The sequence below is a fragment of the Microcoleus sp. PH2017_28_MFU_U_A genome, assembly GCF_020738035.1.
In the GTDB taxonomy this organism is placed as follows: Bacteria; Cyanobacteriota; Cyanobacteriia; order Cyanobacteriales; family Microcoleaceae; genus Microcoleus.
Map to the genome: position 1 here is coordinate 12,670 of NZ_JAEQCX010000052.1, position 17,765 is coordinate 30,434.

The 17,765-nt window shown below is 45.2% G+C and carries 11 protein-coding genes; 6 read left to right on the forward strand and 5 right to left on the reverse strand.

Annotated features, from left to right (window positions below; genetic code table 11):
- The first annotated feature begins 15 nt into the window (after nucleotides 1–15).
- Nucleotides 16–429: an element excision factor XisH family protein gene (locus JGK14_RS13060; RefSeq protein ID WP_293181692.1), complete on the forward strand. Its 414-nt coding sequence runs from the start codon at nucleotides 16–18 to the stop codon at nucleotides 427–429.
- Nucleotides 417–752 carry a XisI protein gene (locus JGK14_RS13065; protein WP_293181693.1) on the forward strand — a complete coding sequence of 112 codons (336 nt, stop codon included), beginning with the start codon at nucleotides 417–419 and terminating at the stop codon, nucleotides 750–752. Before JGK14_RS13060 ends, JGK14_RS13065 begins: the two co-directional genes overlap by 13 nt.
- A 175-nt stretch (nucleotides 753–927) precedes the next feature.
- Here JGK14_RS13065 and JGK14_RS13070 read toward each other — a convergent pair whose 3' ends face one another.
- Entirely contained in the window at nucleotides 928–5,550 is a 4,623-nt protein-coding gene (locus tag JGK14_RS13070) for a nitric oxide synthase oxygenase (protein WP_293181694.1), read from the reverse strand.
- Nucleotides 5,551–5,934: 384 nt separating this feature from the next.
- Between JGK14_RS13070 and JGK14_RS13075 the strand changes: the two genes are divergently transcribed.
- The gene (locus JGK14_RS13075; protein ID WP_293204311.1) at nucleotides 5,935–7,440 is read left to right on the forward strand and encodes a branched-chain amino acid ABC transporter permease; all 1,506 of its coding nucleotides are present in this window, start codon (nucleotides 5,935–5,937) and stop codon (nucleotides 7,438–7,440) included.
- A 91-nt stretch (nucleotides 7,441–7,531) separates the two neighbouring features.
- Nucleotides 7,532–8,350 (forward strand): class I SAM-dependent methyltransferase, encoded by an 819-nt coding sequence (locus tag JGK14_RS13080; RefSeq protein ID WP_293218807.1) that lies wholly within the window; start codon nucleotides 7,532–7,534, stop codon nucleotides 8,348–8,350.
- A gap of 19 nt (nucleotides 8,351–8,369) precedes the next feature.
- Here the strand turns inward: JGK14_RS13080 and JGK14_RS13085 are convergent, their stop codons facing one another.
- The 4 genes from JGK14_RS13085 to dpdF are packed head-to-tail and all read right to left on the reverse strand — an operon-like array spanning nucleotide 8,370 to nucleotide 15,410.
- The gene (locus JGK14_RS13085; RefSeq protein ID WP_293224120.1) at nucleotides 8,370–9,077 is read right to left on the reverse strand and encodes a hypothetical protein; all 708 of its coding nucleotides are present in this window, start codon (nucleotides 9,075–9,077) and stop codon (nucleotides 8,370–8,372) included.
- A gap of 5 nt (nucleotides 9,078–9,082) precedes the next feature.
- Nucleotides 9,083–12,166: a protein DpdH gene (gene dpdH, locus JGK14_RS13090; protein ID WP_293224122.1), complete on the reverse strand. Its 3,084-nt coding sequence runs from the start codon at nucleotides 12,164–12,166 to the stop codon at nucleotides 9,083–9,085.
- Nucleotides 12,163–13,047, reverse strand: a complete 885-nt coding sequence (dpdG, locus tag JGK14_RS13095) for a protein DpdG (RefSeq protein ID WP_293224124.1) — start codon at nucleotides 13,045–13,047, stop codon at nucleotides 12,163–12,165. Before dpdG ends, dpdH begins: the two co-directional genes overlap by 4 nt.
- Nucleotides 13,044–15,410, reverse strand: coding sequence for a protein DpdF (gene dpdF, locus JGK14_RS13100; RefSeq protein ID WP_293224126.1), 2,367 nt, complete (start codon nucleotides 15,408–15,410; stop codon nucleotides 13,044–13,046). Before dpdF ends, dpdG begins: the two co-directional genes overlap by 4 nt.
- 426 nt (nucleotides 15,411–15,836) lie before the next feature.
- On the opposite strand from dpdF, the gene JGK14_RS13105 reads away from it, so the two are divergent.
- Together JGK14_RS13105 and JGK14_RS13110 are read left to right on the forward strand one after the other, a co-directional pair.
- Nucleotides 15,837–16,616, forward strand: a complete 780-nt coding sequence (locus JGK14_RS13105; RefSeq protein WP_293181701.1) for an ABC transporter ATP-binding protein — start codon at nucleotides 15,837–15,839, stop codon at nucleotides 16,614–16,616.
- A 60-nt stretch (nucleotides 16,617–16,676) separates the two neighbouring features.
- The gene (locus JGK14_RS13110; protein ID WP_293181702.1) at nucleotides 16,677–17,384 is read left to right on the forward strand and encodes an ABC transporter ATP-binding protein; all 708 of its coding nucleotides are present in this window, start codon (nucleotides 16,677–16,679) and stop codon (nucleotides 17,382–17,384) included.
- The last annotated feature ends 381 nt before the right edge of the window (nucleotides 17,385–17,765 follow it).

Sequence of the window (17,765 nt, forward strand, 5' to 3'; positions counted from 1 at the left end):
TGCAGGGTTGAAAAAATGGCAAAAGACATTTATCATTATCAAATAAGGACTGCTTTAGAAAAGGATGGGTGGATAATTACAGACGATCCTCTGACTCTGCAATTTGGTTCGCGCAGTGTGTTTGTGGATTTGGGAGCTAAAAAGTTACTAGCAGCCGAACGCGAGGGACAAAAAATTGCAGTTGAAATCAAAAGTTTTGTCGGCAAGTCTCTAGTCAAAGATTGGGAAAATGCGATCGGACAATACAGTTTGTACTTAAAAATACTCTCTAAAAGAGAGCCATATCGCGCCCTATACCTAGCCATTACTGAAGAGATTTATACCAGCTTCTTTCAGGAGGATATCGTGCAAGTCGTACTTGAGGATAGAGCAATGAAAATTATCGTTATCGATCCTATTCAGGAGGTTGTTACCAGATGGATAAACTAGATGAATACCGTGAGTTGATTTATAAAATCCTGTCGTACTATGCCAGCCTACCCTACAATTACGCCGAGATTAATAACAAAGTCATTGTCAGCGAAGACCGAAATGATTTTTTATTGATGACTGAAGGCTGGGAGGGGCACAAGCGACTCCACTATTGCCTCATTCACGTTGAAATTCGCAACGGTAAACTCTGGATTCATTATGATGGTATGGAAGACGGCATTACTGATGAATTACTGGAGGGTGGTGTTCCTGAAAACTGCATTGTTTTGGCGTTTCATTCGCCTGAAGTACGCAAGCATACCGGATTTGCGATCGCCTGAAATATACGCTTGCAAATCCAGAAGCGATCGCAGCAGTCAACAGTCAACAGTCAACAGTCAACAATCATTCCGGTGCAACCGGAATTGATATCAATCAATTCAAACAAAATTAACAAAAGGAGCTGGAAGTCTTCTCGCTTCCAGCTCCTTTTGTTAATGCTAACAGTCCCAAATGTTAGACAGTTAGCGGTTGCGCCAATTCCTTGACTGGTGCTTCACTGTCACTTGACTGCTGCACCCGAATTAGCCACCCTTCGGCTTTAGAGTAGTTATCTTTTTGCACCTGTTTGATAGCTTGTTTGAAGTTCAACTGCACGCCCCAAACATCGCTCGTGAAACGCTTTTCTTGCTTCATATTGTCGAAGAACACGGCGGCTTCGATGTGAGATAAACCGCCTTCGGTTTTGGCAATAGAGAGCATCACTTCAAACACATCATCCGCCATCTTCGCATCCCCACAAACGTAGTAGTGACACTTAGGATGACTCAGCAGCTTCCAGACATCCTGGGAGTTTTGCTGCATGAGGTTCTGCACGTACAGCTTTTGGTCGCCAAGACGGGAAAATGCTACTTCCAGGCCCGAAAGTACACCTTGATTCTGCCACGTCTGCATCTGCTCCTGATAGAGGAAGTCACTGTGATTGCGACAGCCAAAGTATAAGGTAGCATCGCCCAAGGGTTGTCCTTGCTGCAACAAGGCATCTCGGTACTGAAGGAAAGCAATCAGCGGAGAGACTCCCGTACCAGGTCCCACCATTAGCATCGGTGCATCGAGTTCGCTAGGCGGACGGAAGCTAGAAGTACGGACACCAATGCGAACCTTCGCTCCGGGTTCCAGTCCAGCTAGGTAGTTGGAACAGAGTCCTTGACGGACTTTGCCTGCGTCGGTTTTGATTTGCAGCACGCCAACGGTGATTTGTAGGTGCTGGGGATGGAGCAAGGGAGAGGAGGAAATCGAGTATAGGCGTGGCTTTTGCTTCGGCAGCAACTCTAGTAGGGTGGCGAGGGTAATCTCTGCTGAGGGAAACTCATCAAATAGATCGAGAACACTCATGAAGTTGTCTGCGATCGTTTTCTTGAGCAAAACGCTGTCGGCATTGTCGTCTACCTGCCGGAGAATCTCCAGCCAGGTTTCTAGGCGATGTTTCTCCTGGGGATTTTGGGCTACGGAGTACAGGTAGGTAAGCAGTTCGTTGAAGGGTTCCCGCAAAGCTAGATCGAGTTCTTCGGAGAAAACCTGACCTACGGTTGTTGGGACGGCAATGGGGGGTTGGTCTTCTATTTGAGTGCCATCTGGTGTTACGTAACTAGCTGTGAAATAGGTATTAGGGGTGACTGAAAGGCGATCGCACAACCGCTGTACTAATTCTGGTGGATTGCAAGGATAAATAGCAACGTGATCGCCGGTTTCGTATTGCAAATTGCTATCGGAAATATCGAACATGATATAACGAGTAGAACGACTACCAGGAATCACCTCTTGGAGCAGTTCTTGATTTGCGACGACAGGAACTTCGATGGCTTTATCTCCACTCACGGCTAGAGGGGCAACGGTTGCCGCTTCTGCCTCATTTAAGAAGGTAACGTTGAGTTTTGGGGCGGATGCGGTTGTGGCATCTGCGGAGGTGACATCCTCACCTAAAACGCGGGAGATGAGTCCCAGCCACTGTTTGAAGGTGTCTGCCTGTCCCTTAATTTCATCCCCTTTATGCAACGGCACAATGCAGTTAGCCCCTGCCTTTGCGAGTGTTTTATCTACCGAAATTGCCGCAGCACAGAAGTGTTCGTAAACGGTGCTGCCAATGCCGAGGATGGAATAGCTCAACCCACTGAGGGAACCCGCAGGCTGTTTCTTCAACCACTGAAGGAATTTTTGGCCGTTTCCGGGTATTTCGCCATTACCGAAGGTGGAGGTGACGATCAGGAGGAGCTTTTCAGAGGCAAGGGTATCGGTATTGTATTCATCGAGGGCCATCACTTTCGCTTTGTAACGCTGGAGTTGACGGGAGGCTTTCCGCGCAAAGCCTTCGGCTGTACCTGTTTCAGAGGCGTAGAGAATCAGGATGCGGTCTTGCTTGTTGTCGTCCTCGTCGGTAGTAGTGATGAATTTTTCCAGGTCAATGCCGTCTTCCACTGTCCATCGATCGGCTCCATAGTGATAGGCAGGGTCTAGGTAAAAGTCGCGCATCTGGTGATGCCAGACTGGGCAGGTACTCCCTCCAGAGGGTGGTACGACCCAACCCCAATCTGCCGGACACTCGCGCCCTGCTTTCTTTTCGCGCAAGTCGTGGGCGATGAATTGTTTGGAGGCAGTCTGGTGATCCACCATCGAAACTTTAGCTTTTTGGAATGAGTATAGGATAGCGATGTTGAGTTCTAATGCTACGCGATCGCGCCACAACGTTTGCTCAGAACTGGTATCCAGCTTGAGAACTTTGGCGATGTCCTCCGTTTTGTCGTAGCGCCAATCTTCCAAGAAATCCCGCATAATCTCGGTACCCATGTACCAGCCATTGAAAGGAAGGCAGGCGTAGGTAATGCCGCCGATGTCCATGCGGAAGTTGCTGATGGCTGGGATGGCATACCACCGAAAGCCGAGGGACTTGAACTCTGGAATTGTGGGATGCTCAATTTCCACTTCCAGTACATCGTCTTGATGAAACTCATAGAATTTCGGTTCCATTCCTGGGACTTCAATCACTAGGGGGAGGATGTCGTAGGGTGTGCGTGGTTCCGGTGGTTGCCAGCCGAGTTTTAAGATTGCTGCGGTGAGCTCAAAGTTGGCGCCATCGCCCATAATACTCCCGTTCGGTTGCTCGTAAGCGGCATAGCGAATCAATTGGGAATTCCAGACGCGTGGGCCCCAGCGTTCCTTCGGCTGTTTGGGACGGAAGACGGTCATCGTAATTTGAATATTGCCCCCATTCGTGGCGTATCGCAGGTGTTCTTCTAACTCGCGAAACATCTCGTCGGGGTTGGTGACATAGCGGCGATCGCGCACCACCATATTATTCCACTGAATTCGAGCAATACACTTGGAAGCATTGCGCCACGACAACTGTGCCCCATAGGCTAATTCTTCGTAGGTGTGGGTGTAAGTGCCTGTGGCTTTCACTTCCTCTTGGATTTCTACCCAACGCCGCGCTTGATCCTCCGGTTCCCATTCTTGCTCGGTAGCAATCTGCTTCAAATACTGCTTGGCTTTTTTGAGAAATCGCTCCTCATTCAGCTTGGGCAACTTCATCACGTTAATAACGCGATCGAACAACGTCTGCCATGCGTGCCCTAACTCAGGGGTGAAGTCTGGCACATACTTCTCAAGTATGAGCACCAATACCTGTACCATACCAGCATAGGCGCAGGAGGGTATATCATCAATACTCACCTGGGTTCCTAACTGCTGGACTATCAACTCTTCAAATTCATCAAAGTCAATCTCGCCACTACCATCGACATCTACGCGAGCAAACAGATCGTTCAACTCGCTGATGGGGATGGATAGCCCGGACTTGCGCGAGTAATCGATGAGTTCCTCAATAGAGATTGTTCCAGTCCCGTCTGTGTCAATCTCATTAAAGATATACACGCGGAGATCTTGAATTAGTTCGTCTCTACTGCCGCCGTGGAAGCAGTTAACCAAAAATTCCAATACCTCAAACAGGTTCAAGGACAGATAATCCATGTTTGTCCGTCCAAAAATAGGCAGCATGAACGGGTATTTTTCAAATAGAGTTTGAAAAAATGCCTCTCCAATCTGCTGCGTATTCTGTCTGAGGATGGTTAAAGAATCCGCCATGCGTTGCTTGACATCTGGAAGCATTGCCTCTTCGTAGCGACGCATCGCCTCTACCATTGGGACAATCACATCGGTGTTGAAAAATCGGTAAACAGCGGAGTGGGTTCCTTTTGCTAGATTTTCGCGATCGTACTCTTCTAGGTACGGAATCGACGGCAACATCCACATCCACACCTGCCGGGCTTTCAACCAGTGATGAGGACGCATCCCCATATCGGCAAACAGCGCTCCGTAATCCTGAACATTATCGAAGCTATCACCTTTTTCTGCCGGCACCCCCATCAGAGGTTCCGAAATCACGTTCTGGGTATAAGGCTGAAGCTGATGTACGCAACAGTCAAGCAACTCAAAAAAGTAGTCGCTTACGGTGTCGAGGGCATCCCCAAAGATGTACTCTAGTTCTGGAGCCTCCAGCAAGAGGCGCTTCAAGAACTTTTCCATTTGCAATTCTTTCCACGCCCGCAGCTTGTTCCAAACGTCTTTGACAATTACTTCCTCTTGCGGTGTGAGGGGAACCGCTTCGGGCATCTCGAATTCATTTTGGCCGTTGCTCTGACTTGCTGGCGCGTGGAGGCGACGATTTCCCGAATGTCCCAACAGCGTCAGCGTGCTGCTACTTACGTCACTGGTACTTTGGGTAAGGCGAGTTTTCAACTTCAACTGAGGTGCTAGATTCCAGTTGGCGATCGGAAATTCTAACTCGGCGCTGGTTTCACCATTGAGGTAATCCTGCGTCGCCAATGTGACCGTTGCGGCATCCTGCCAGGGCAGAGTAATATCTCCTTCCCGGTAGCATAGGGTAATGGCGATCGTGCAGTCTCCGTTGTTTTTCAGATCCAATAACCAGCTTGGTTGCTTGCGGCTAAAGGAATCCTTTTGCAACAAAGGTTGTCCCTCATCGGAGAGCATCTGCACGCGGCACTTGTACCTGTAGTTGTCGGAAGTGGGGAAATCGGTCGCCGAAACCTCGGTTAAGTGGATAATTCGTGGATTATTGTGCATACTAGGCAGGAAAATTATGTAAGAAGAGCAAGCAGGCTAGGTGTCGTGCACCTGTGTAGCAAAAGCTTAAAGTATATTATCTTATATTCAAGATAAAAAATAGTCCGCGATCATGCTAAGTTATATTACTGAAAAAATACTTAATGTTGTGTCGATAGATACAATTAAAATTTATGTTTATTTGTACAGTAGCACTTCTCAATTGATTGCAATACAGTAGCCCCATTAAATATTCCCTGGTTTCAAACCGAGGGATAGCCGCTCCCAATTTGATATCACTCCCTCTTCCCTCTTCCTTCTTCCCTCTTCCTTCTTCCTTCTTCTATGTCAAACAAAATAATCCAAGCAATTAAATCTAGTGGTATTCTAGGAGCGATCGCCTCTTTGACAGTCATCCTATTCGGCGGTTGGAGCGGCACCGTCATCGGCTGGCTGATGGGCACAGCCGCAGGCTTTATGGCTGGTCAGGAACAGAAAGTTTACAACCCGAAAATGGGTGCGACAATTGGCAGTTTAGCCGGATTGGGATTGGGAGTTTGGCTGTTAGTTGCTAGCGTCCTCGAAGGAGTTGTGATTCGACCTTTTTCTGGTCAATCTGCGGTGGATTTGCCGACTACTTTACTGCACGGAATTTGCAGTTTGACGATCGCAATTTTGACAGCTACGTTAATGGGCGCTTTGCAGGGTTTGCAGGGAGAACGCCAGCGACAGGCTACTCTGGTAACATTAGCTTTTATCTTAATTCTGTTTCCGTTTATCGATCTTGAGGCTAAGACCGGCTGGATTGCTACGGTAGTACAGATTCAAATCTTTATTATGTTGGCGCTGGGTTTGAATATTACTGTGGGTTTTGCGGGCTTGTTGGATTTGGGATATGCGGCGTTTTTTGCGATCGGCGCTTACACCACGGCTTTGCTATCTTCGGGACAGGTAAATATTGCTTGGAATTTTTGGGTGGTTTTGCCGATCGCCGCTGGTGTAGCTGGCCTATCGGGCGTTATCCTCGGTATTCCGACACTGCGACTCAAGGGCGATTATTTGGCGATCGTCACCCTCGGCTTTGGTGAAATTATTCCGGTGGTATTTAGAAATTTAACCGCGATTCGCATCGACGAACCAATCTCGAAGATAGTCGCTGCTGTTTTGGGTAAGCCGGAATTGGTGCTTTGTCTCGTTGGGTGCGATCGACCTTTTAACCTCACCGGCGGCGAAGCAGGCATAAACCCGATCGGGCGTCCATCTCTCCCGATCGTCGGCACATTCAGCACCGGTAACTACTTTCCCTGGTACTACCTAATTTTGCTGCTAGTTGTCTTCGCATATTTCATGATTTCGCGGCTGCAAGATTCCCGTTTGGGAAGGGCATGGAATGCCATGCGCGAAGATGAATTAGCAGCGAGTGCCATGGGCATTAACCTCGTCAAAACCAAACTTTCGGCTTTTGCAATGGGAGCGACATTTTCGGGGTTTGCAGGCGCATTTTACGCAGCTTATATCAGCGCCATTTTTCCCAGCGTCTTCGATTTCTCAGTCTCCGTCATCATCCTGTGCATGGTGATTTTAGGCGGTTTGGGCAACATGACAGGCGTGATTTTGGGCGGTATCATTATCATGTCTGCCGATCGGCTTTATCTACCCCAACTCGCCCAAGTCCTCAAAGGTTTTATGAATACTTTTGTGTTGCCGAGAATAGCAATTCCGCAGTTAGCAGACTTTCTCGCCACCAGTTTAGACCCGATTCAAATGCGTTTATTTCTCTTCGGTTTAACTTTAGTTGTGATGATGATCGTGCGGCCGGAAGGGCTGATTCCCGATAAAATTCATCAAGCAGAATTGCATGATGATGCTGAGGCGAACAATCAGACTTTAGCAGATGCGAGAAATCAATAGATCCATCCAATAATTCTTGTGGAACAGGCATCTTGCCTGTTCAAGAAAGGACTTTCTGGAAATATCTAAGAGTTAAGGGGGAAAATGAGTAATGAGTAAGAATGTAACAGGAACTGCTTTTGTTGTCGCAGAATTTAGAGCAGAAGAAAATGCAGAAACTGCTCCTCTTTACACCGACAATGTAGTCAAAATTTGGCTGAATGAGGAAACAAAAAGAATTGCGGGCGAAATAGCTCAAAACTCTCCGGCGGCTAAAGAAATGATTAAGTTGCGTACTAAATATTTTGACGATGTGTTGTCAAATCAAATTTTAGCAGGCTGCAAGCAAGTCGTGATTTTAGGATCGGGTTTGGATACTCGCGCTGCGAGAATGAATGGAGAATCAGTGGCTTATTGGGAAATAGACGATCGCGCGACACTTGAATTAAAAGCCTCAACTCTCAAAGCTAACAAAGTTACAGCCAATGTCCGCTACATTCCCGGCGATTACGTGCAAGATGATTTAATCGCTTTGCTGAAACAGAACGATTTTGATTTTGAGCAAGCTACATACTTTTTATGGGAAGGTAACACTACCTTACTTGCCAAGAAAGATGTCATATTTGTATTAGAACAAATTCGCGACAATGTTAAATCTTTCAAGTTGTCCTTTGATTATATGTCGGAAAAGGTGATTGCAAGAACCACGGGCTACCAAGATATCAATGATTACATCGATAAATACGAAAGTATGTATGCGCCGTGGATTACTGGATTTGAAAATATTGAAACTTTGACTGAAGAACTCCAACTCAAAATTATTGACAACTTCTCAACTGCGGAGTTGCACCAACAATACCGCCCTCACCGTTCCCTAGAATCTAATCTATTAAAATTCTACTTTGTTTGTACGTTAGAAAATGCAGTCTAAAATATCGAACATAACATAATTAAGTCAAGCGAATTCGTAAAGAATCAATCAGACGGTTTTTAGCCAACCAATCTTTTACCTCTGGCGTTAAAAGACTCAGGGTAGCACCCTCATTAGCAGCAACTCTCAGAAAACGAAGCACTGCTTCAGGAACCTCATCAGCATTTAAGCCATCCCAGCACTGCTTTAATTGCTCAATTAGCCGATCGACTTTCTCAAAATCCTCAATGCTTTGGGGAATTGAGTTAGATTCCTGAATGTGCCAATCTAAACTTCTAATCCGTTGGACAGTTGGCTTAAATGCCGAAACTTTATCCAATAAATTCAGGATTTCATTATTAGTGCTGGGCTTATTTTGATTTCGATAGCACTGCCAAGATTGATTCAATTGCTCTCTCAGAGAATTTTGTAATTGCTCTATCCTAGTAGTGAAATTCTTTTTGTTAAAATTTTCATTGTCTATAATCCACTCAGGATCTGCTTTAAATTCTGCCTCAACATCCGTAATAAATATCAGTAGGGTATCTGCTTTTTGAGCTAAAGCAAAATTGGCAAGTCCTCTTTGATGAAAAGCTCTCAAACATTGAACGAGAGGTATAGTTCCAGCGACAGCTTGCTCGATTTGTTGTTGTCGAGATTGAAAGCCTTGAAGATTAGTTGCATACCTTTGAAGATTAATTTTTTTTTGAGATAACTCAATCAGTTGAGTGGATTTTTCGACAAGCATATTATCTATCCTTTAATTTCAGTAATTAGATTTCGCAGTCTAGCCAATCCATCTTGAATAGCTCTATGGCAAGATTCTACTGTCGCGCCACCTGACCTTTCTAGTAGTTCAATCTGGTTATTGACATCGCTTATAGAAGCATCAAGAAAATTGTTAGTGTTTCCGAGAAATTCCGAAGCTTCTGTCATTGCTTTTTGATGATTTTCGCTGAGATATTTAAGCAGCTTGCTCGGTTTGCTATCTGAATTATCTTTCTCAGCTTGCACGCGCTTCATTGTTTCTAAATAGCTAGAAAGCCCAACTCGTTTAAACTGTTCCACTACAGATGTTAGGTCATCGCCACTCTTTCTCCCTCGAAATACACCAGCTTCTTTTGAACTATCGATCGCCTTTTTGACTAAATCGATAACATTTTTTTTCTTGATGTCTTCTCCTAATTCAGATATGAGAGAATTGTAAACAGCAAGTTGCCGATCGCACTCTTCTTGAATCGCTGTTTCTAGCATTTCATCCGCAGCTTGACGCGCTTTATTGATTTCGGGAAACTTTTCTCGAACATCGACCGGAATTTCACATTGAAGTTGCCAAGATTTGCTAACCTGTTGCAATGGATCGAGGATTTGTACAACATCAATAATCTGAAATTGTTTAGAACTTCCTTTTGTGCAAGCCGTGCGGCTGGTAACAATTTCTAGTAAAGCCTCGCGCTGGTTTTTCAAGCTATTAAATAGCTTTTTCCAGTTAGCTGAACGATTTTCTAAATCTTTTGCTTCTAAGTCGAGAAACAAACTATTAATCAAATCTTCCATCGAATTTGCAGGATTTCCGGCCATTGTTGCTGCGATCGCCAGTAGCTCAACTGCCGCAGGTACAGGACTCCAGGGTTCCCCAGACTCGCGGGGATACAGGCGAATCTGGCCAACAACATACTGACTCCATCTTTCCAGTTGTTTGGCGTAGGTGCGGAAGTAGCGATCGCCCTCGGGGAACTTCCAATGCTTGTAATGATTGTACTGCAAAATGGCTTGAAAGGCGATCGCGCTTTCTCGAAACTCATCTGCATCATCAGGATTAAGGGGAAGAGATAATTTAACTCCAGAAATCGTCTCCCTTGTCACTTTTGGACTGAAAAAAGTAATATTTCTGCTTTTAAAGTATGTTGTCCCACTACTAGCAAAACTCCCCTTAAGCAGCATTTCTGTGTCCCATTCTATCCGCTCGCCGATCGCTGAGTAAATCAACGGTCGCAGTTCTCCACCGATATCTTGCGGGAGAATATCTTGGTTGTTCCAGCGATCGAGATTTTGGAGTTGTTTTGTCAGTTTTTCGGGAAATTTTTCAGTTTGAGATTGCGGCTCAACTTGATAATTATTAACCGAAGTTCTAGACTCTTTAGCCCGCGAAACAGATGGTGAAACTTTAGTCGAATGTACCTTCAGGCCCAGTGCAGGAAGATCGAATGCAGAGTGAATTTCCGGGTGCAAATCGCAAAGCTCGTTACTATCAGTCCACAAATCGAGGAGAATTTGGCGGCGATCGTAATTTTGTTGGTCTTTGGCTTTAATATCTGCCTGAACCATTGCACTCAGCCGCATCTTACCAAAATGTTCTCGCAGAGAAATAGCAGGAAAGTCTCCATGCTTAAGATCGGAAATAGAATTTTCTAGAGTCCACTTGAGAACATCTCTAATCAAAAATCGAGGTTTAAAAGTTTCGGGGTTTACCCTGGCAAGCATCTGCTCTAATGCTTCAGGCGTGAAGGGATACAAACCAAAACCGTCCGCTTCTCCAAAACCTGCATGACAAGCTAGTTTGTGTTCGCATTCACTGCAAGCACTACTTAAAGTTGCTTTATCTGAATCTTCATCATTGCGAGACTTAGCCCAATCTTGAATTATTTTATCCTCCAAACGCACCGCGTTGAGATATCGCGCCACAAATTGTTTGATATCTGAATAATTCACTAAAGATTGTTGTTTTCCAACTGTACCGACATCGAGATTAACGCTAAAAGTAATCCGTTGTTTTACAGTATCTAACCTCAAACCGTCAAAATAGCCCGTAGTACAAGCTAGCGCCGTTCGGATCGCGCACAAAGATTTGCTTCCCGCTTGTTGCGGCCTCGCTAAAACTGCTTCTAAAACTTCGCGATCGATTCCTTGAAATTTCGCAAAATCTTCAATTAGCAAAACTAATTCTACTCCTTCTTCGGCTAAAGTTTCGCGAACTTCTCGCATTAATCTTTGCAAGTCTTCCCGCCCGAGGCTCAAAACCTGAGCGATCGCTTCATCTAAATGTCGGTTCAACCAATCTACAGTTTCCTTTTGGATATCATCATCGCCGATTAACAAGCTATAAAATTCCCGCGATCGCTCCCCAGCTTTTTGCAAGTCTAAAACATTTAGAGGCAAGTCCTCAAGCGAAAATTGCCGCCGTTCTTCCACAATTTCTACCGTATCTCGATGTCCGAGAATGTGGATAACTAATTGATGAATAATACCTTCATCCTTTAGCCAGTGTTCTCGGAAAAATGGATCGTATAAAAAAGAGTCAATTACATCAACTAGGTAATCTTGTGCATCAGAAAGATTAGTGCGATCGCCCCGACCATTTGGGCCAACCGCAGCAGCAAGCTGATTCAGAGTTTGTTCCCGCGCTTGTGCTTCAGTCAAGGTGCTAGTCGCTCGATTTAAACGCTGCCGGTATTCATCGAAGGTGGCTCCTGCCATCCCTTCTAATATTAAACTGATAATATCTTTGAGATTCGTTCCTATTTTGGGAATCAGCAAAACTCGACGCTTTTGTGTCGATTCAATATTGGCGGCTAGCCACCGAATCAGGTGAGATTTTCCTGTGCCAGAACTTCCTAAAACTGGTACGAAAGCGAAATCTTGTTCTGCCAGAAAATCCTTCAGAAATTGTTCCTCACTGTAGCGAACTTGCGACGGTATTTCGATAAGTTCCTGGCGGTACATGGCGATCGGATGGTGAGTTGCCAGAAATATACTATCTGCCGTTTGGGTAGCTTCCACACCCATCACGCGGCGAACGCGATCGACATCCCAGCAAACAAATTTTGTAAAAGTCATAGTTCTATTCCCGTCCAAATAATATGAGAAAATCCTGCTTCTTTGTCACCAATTGGAAGGATGAATAAATCGGCATCCGACTCTTTTATAAGCTGGATGCAGCCATCATCCTGAAGGCGGAATAAAGCAAAAGCCGTGCTAGTTGATAAATGATTTGGCAAGCGAGAACCGATTTTATCCTCAACTTGTTCTCGAAATTTGCCAGTTTCAAACAGAGGACATTTTTCGGCTAAACGATCGACAAACTCTGCGATCGAAAGTTTAGCTTGCACTTCTCCTTGAAATAACTCTTTTAAATTGCGTTTGAGGTAAGCAGTTGGCTCGGCAACTATTCTTTTGTTTCCTCCTAAAGCATGACTCCAAGCAAACCCTAAATAACACATCCAATCCTCGACTTGACCGGACAAAGTATTACTGGATATTTTCAAATCCAAAGACTCATCAACTCCCTGCTCTGCGACAAGCTGTTCTACTTCTTTCCAAGTACCGGGAGCATCATAAATATCTTGGGCTAAATACCATGCTATTAACCGGCCTAAATCTGCTTCATCTTCATTATCAGAAGCGAAAAATAGCTGTACCAGCGTATCCGGTAACAACTTATCGCCAGTTTGAGGATGTCTGGATGCTTCGGGAAGATGACAATTTATAGCAATCTCGTCGTTTTCTTCGATTAATAAACCGCACTTGATACTTTCTCGCAGTGCAGCATCAAACATCGGATGTTCCGCACCTTTGTTTCTCCCTTCTGATAATTTATCGGGAGAAAGCAACCCAGTGAGTTTTTCCCTGTTTTCTCGCTGTTTGGGTGCTTGAAGTAAATATCTAAATATGCCTCGCATTCGGCTAGGAGCAGCCAAAGCAGTTTTTAATACGCTCATAAATTCACCTCCGTACAAAAGTGGTTAAACATAAAATATTTACCTGGAAAAATATCAATTAGCTTGCGGTCATTGCGACTGGGATCTGCTGTATCTACCGGAAGCACGATAATCAGCGGCGCGTCAGAAGTTCTGTTTGGTGACAGATATTTCTCAGGAATAGCCTTTCCTGGTGGATGAAAGATCAGGGTAGGAATGCGCGGCATCAGAATGGGTTGGTATTTTTCAAACAAAAATATAAAAGCATCTGAAATTAGATTTGGTTCTTTAATTAATGTACTATAAAATTCGCGAGTAACAACTAAATTCTTAATTCCTTGCTCCGTCAACCATTGAAAAACTTGAGGGCTTTTGCGTTTCCAACTTTTCTCCTCCATAGATTCATAGAAAATCAGCATTAATTTATCTCCTGCTAGCAATCGTTCTAGTTCTTTACCTACAAAAAGTTTAGGGTTTTGCCATACAGATATCGGCGCGGGCATAATTCCCGAAAATATTGATTCCCGGTTTTTTCGGCAAACAGGACATCCGCCGCAAGCACGAGAAACTATCACCTGCTTTCTCTGTTCTGGTATTGTACGATCGCCTATTGTGTAAGCTTCAGCTAAGATTTCCGAAATACAGCGTTCGGGTCGCAAAGCCTCGCGCATCAATTCCAAGTTTTTATAGCTCCTGTTTTGGCTTTGCTGGCGAATTGGTTCTACTTTCTGTTCCCAGGTTTGTTTTTTCAGATGCGATTCATCTAGAATCCGAATAAAGCGGGATTCTCGGTGCAGTTCCCAAGCTTTTTGATAAGCGTCTTTCGATTCAAAATTTTTGATAAGCGGCGGTCGATCGGCATCCATTTCGATTAAACTTGCCCGACTCATCAGCGTTAAAGTGCGGATGTTCCAAGCCTGATTCTGTTCGCTGTTCATGTCAATATCTGCTAGTTGTAAAGATGGAGGAATATTGACAAGAACGCGAAACCGACCATCGATCGAGGGTTCTTTTTTGAGAAACATACTTTCCCACCGCTGCAAACCCCGTTCGATCGTAATTGCAGATTTTTCGTTAAGATACTTGGCAATTTTTAGGTCTTCATCGGTATGCAGTGCGAGGGAAATTGCAGCCTTGCCGTCTCGACCTCCGCGACCGACTTCTTGATAGAATCGATCGATAGTTTCGGGGATGCAGGCATGAATTACGGCTCGAACATCTGACTGATCGACGCCCAATCCGAAAGCCGAAGTAGCAACTACTATATCAACTCGTCTCTCGCGCAAGTCTTGAATCAGTTGAGAGCGTTCTTGTGCGCTAGATTCTCCGGTCATGGCGGCACACCGATTGAATCCAGCACGCAACAAATCCTGTTGCCACCGCCTGACATCTTCGCGTTTGGTGGCGTAAACAATCAGAGGGCGAGGGAGATGATAAACAGCTTCAATTAGTCGCTGTTTTCTGATTTCTGCACTTTGACACCAAGCAAACCAGTAAGAGGGTTCTGGTCGCAATTGCACGGCAGATATCACTTGAAACGGGCCGGGTTTTCCGAATAAAGTTTCCAGGGTATCTAAAATCAGGAAGCCCAAAGCGGCATTCGGGCTGACTCGATCGACATCCTCTACAGCAAGTACCTGGACGCGATCGGCAAATTCAGAGAGAAAGTCAGAGAGATAGAATTTATTTTCTAATTCTTGAAGCCACTGTTCCCGCAGGTATTGCGGTACAATTACCACTGCACGTCCCTGGGGTTCATCGAGGAGATACTGGCGCAGAATAGCACCTGCTTCGATTGTCTTTCCCAGTCCAACTTCATCAGCTAAAAGATAGCGTTGAATCGGGTCTTCGAGCACGCGGCGGACAACTTCAACTTGATGGGGATAAAGGTCAATATTGGCAGAAATCAGCCCTGTCATCCCGCGACTGACGGCGCCCTGTTGGATCAGACACCGGACAAAAGCTAAACGCCGATCGTGAAAGTAAGGCGTTTCCTGACCTTTCATCGCTAGAATTTCGATGGGATCATCGATGGGTAGGTTGCAGCGAACGTAAATTTCCTGTTCGGCAACTAATGCTATCTTTTTATCGGGTAGATCGATGCGATACAGACTTTTATCTTCGTCCCAGTCAAAAATTCGACCAATTATCCATGTATCCTGGTTTTCTGGCTGGATGTAACATCGTGTCTGAGGCGGGAGTCGAACTCTAGAAAGCGAAGTTAAGGGTAAGATTTTTTCTAGGCGTTGCCCGATCGAGCAGAAGTATTCAACCGTTGCTGTAGAGTAGGATAGCTCGGTAACTTTTCCGATTCCTAAGTCGTTGTTTGGAGATTTTTCTGCGGAGAGGTTTTGCGATCGCACCAGCAAACCAAGCTTCATCATAATTCCGACCTCAACAATACCCCCTACTATAGTAGCCGATCGCCCGCGACCAAATATCAGTGTAATTTAATTTTCCACCCTTTTTGTCGTCGTTAAGCTGAAACCCAGTTATAAAGCTTAGCCTAAGACTTTATGTAACGCATTCCGAGGCCCTAATTTTTCCTTGTCGTAACGAGCATCCCACCACAGCCAAGCTGACGCACTTTAACAGATCAGATTTGGTATTATATAGAATCCGAACTCTCTTACCAATTTAATGTGAAGTTGCACATATCCCGATCCCCCTCGCATCCCCCGAATAGTCGGGGGACTTTGAGTAACTCTTGGCCCCCCCGACTATTCGGGGGGTTAGGGGGGATCAGATTCTATGCACCCTCATAAAAAATTGGTATCACAGCTTAACTAATATTAGGAAACACAACCAAAATGTCACTATTAGAAGCACAGCAACTGACAATGCGATTCGGCGGCTTGACTGCGGTAAATCAAGTCAGCTTAACCTTAGAAAAAGGATCGATCGCCAGTTTGATTGGCCCCAACGGTGCGGGTAAAACCACATTCTTTAATATGCTGACCGGCATCTACAAACCGAGTGCGGGCCAGTTGGTACTGGAAAATAAAAATATCACAGGTTTACCGCCCGATCGCCTGACAACTTTCGGGATTGCTAGAACTTTTCAAAATATCCGATTGTTCAACAACATGACTGTGTTGGATAATATTTTAGTAGGCAGACATTGCCGTTTAAAAGCTGGTTTGTTGGGTGCAATCCTCCGCCCTCCGACTGTGAATTCGGAGGAACGGGAAGCTAAAATAAAAGCGCTGACTATGCTAGATTTTGTCGGTTTAGGCGTGAAGAAAGCGCCGGAGTTGGCAAAAAACCTTTCCTACGGCGACCAGCGCAGATTGGAAATTGCGAGGGCTTTGGCATCTGACCCAAAAGTTTTGCTGTTGGACGAACCGACTGCGGGGATGAACCCGAATGAAACGGCCGATCTAACTCGGTTTATTTACCGGATTCGGGATGAGTTGGATTTGAGTATTTTGCTGATCGAACACGATATGAAAGTGGTGATGGGAATTAGCGATCGCGTGAGTGTAATGGAGTACGGTACTAAAATTGCTGAGGGAACTCCCGATGAAGTTCGCGCAGATCCTCGCGTGATTGAGGCTTATTTGGGAAAAGAAGAAGATGCCAACGGGTAATGGTAAATATGTCCGTGTTTTGATTAAAATCTATATAAAGATAGCCGACAAAGAGTAATTATGCTAGAAATTCAAGATATTCATACCTATTACGGAAATATTCACGCCCTCAAAGGAGTCTCATTAACGGTTAAGGAGGGAGAAGTTGTGACTTTAATTGGTAGCAACGGGGCGGGGAAAACTACCACTCTCCGCACGATTCAAGGATTGCTGCGCCCGCGCAGCGGCACTGTATTATTTGAGGGTAAGCCTTTGGAATCGCTGTCTACAGAGGCGATCGTCCGTTTGGGCATTTCTCAAAGCCCGGAAGGAAGGTTGATTTTTCCGCGGATGACGGTGCAAGAAAACCTGGAAATGGGTGCTTATCTACGCAACGATACTCTGGGTATCAAGTCGGATATGGAAAAAGCTTTAAATTTATTTCCCCGTTTGCGAGAAAGAATTAGTCAAAAAGGGGGCACTCTCAGCGGCGGGGAACAGCAAATGCTGGCGATCGCCCGCGCTTTGATGTCCCGCCCCCGTTTGCTATTGTTGGACGAACCGAGTATGGGTTTGGCGCCGATGTTAGTCAGTCAAATTTTTGCGATCGTCCGCGATATTAATGCTGAAGGTACAACTATTTTACTCGTGGAACAAAACGCTCGCATGGCTTTAAGTGTAGCCCACCGCGGCTATGTGATCCAAACTGGTGAGGTTGTAGTGGCTGGTAGTGCTAGCGATTTGCAGTCAAATGAAACTGTTCGCAAAGCCTATTTAGGTGAAAGTTAAATATGGGAATTGGGCATTGGGAATTGGGAATTGGGCATTGGTGATTGGTTATTGGTTAGGTGCATCTCAATTTTGTAAGGGCGAAGCATTCCGGCAGACAATTTATTAGCGATCGCCAGAGATTTATACCAATTTCATAAAGTAGCGCTAGATATTACCCCCCCCGCGATTTCGGGGGGGCTAAGACTTCATCCATAGCACATATGAAAGAAAAATGGTATTACTGCCGGAATGCTTCGCCCCTACGAATATATTTCAATACAGTTCACTTAAGACAGTACACCGGGAAAAACGATGTGACAAACAGACCCTGCGATTGCTCTCTCTGGGATCGCAATGACAAAAAACGTTAAGTGAACCGTATTGGAATATATTTGCAAA

Excerpts from the sequence above, each read along its gene's own strand:
- JGK14_RS13110 (WP_293181702.1), top strand. The coding sequence starts at position 16,677 with ATGCTAGAAATTCAAGATATTCATACCTATTACGGAAATATTCACGCC.
- JGK14_RS13105 (WP_293181701.1), top strand. The coding sequence starts at position 15,837 with ATGTCACTATTAGAAGCACAGCAACTGACAATGCGATTCGGCGGCTTG.
- JGK14_RS13060 (WP_293181692.1), top strand. The coding sequence starts at position 16 with ATGGCAAAAGACATTTATCATTATCAAATAAGGACTGCTTTAGAAAAG.
- JGK14_RS13065 (WP_293181693.1), top strand. The coding sequence starts at position 417 with ATGGATAAACTAGATGAATACCGTGAGTTGATTTATAAAATCCTGTCG.
- dpdH (WP_293224122.1), bottom strand. The coding sequence starts at position 12,166 with ATGACTTTTACAAAATTTGTTTGCTGGGATGTCGATCGCGTTCGCCGC.
- dpdG (WP_293224124.1), bottom strand. The coding sequence starts at position 13,047 with ATGAGCGTATTAAAAACTGCTTTGGCTGCTCCTAGCCGAATGCGAGGC.
- JGK14_RS13070 (WP_293181694.1), bottom strand. The coding sequence starts at position 5,550 with ATGCACAATAATCCACGAATTATCCACTTAACCGAGGTTTCGGCGACC.
- JGK14_RS13085 (WP_293224120.1), bottom strand. The coding sequence starts at position 9,077 with ATGCTTGTCGAAAAATCCACTCAACTGATTGAGTTATCTCAAAAAAAA.
- JGK14_RS13080 (WP_293218807.1), top strand. The coding sequence starts at position 7,532 with ATGAGTAAGAATGTAACAGGAACTGCTTTTGTTGTCGCAGAATTTAGA.
- dpdF (WP_293224126.1), bottom strand. The coding sequence starts at position 15,410 with ATGATGAAGCTTGGTTTGCTGGTGCGATCGCAAAACCTCTCCGCAGAA.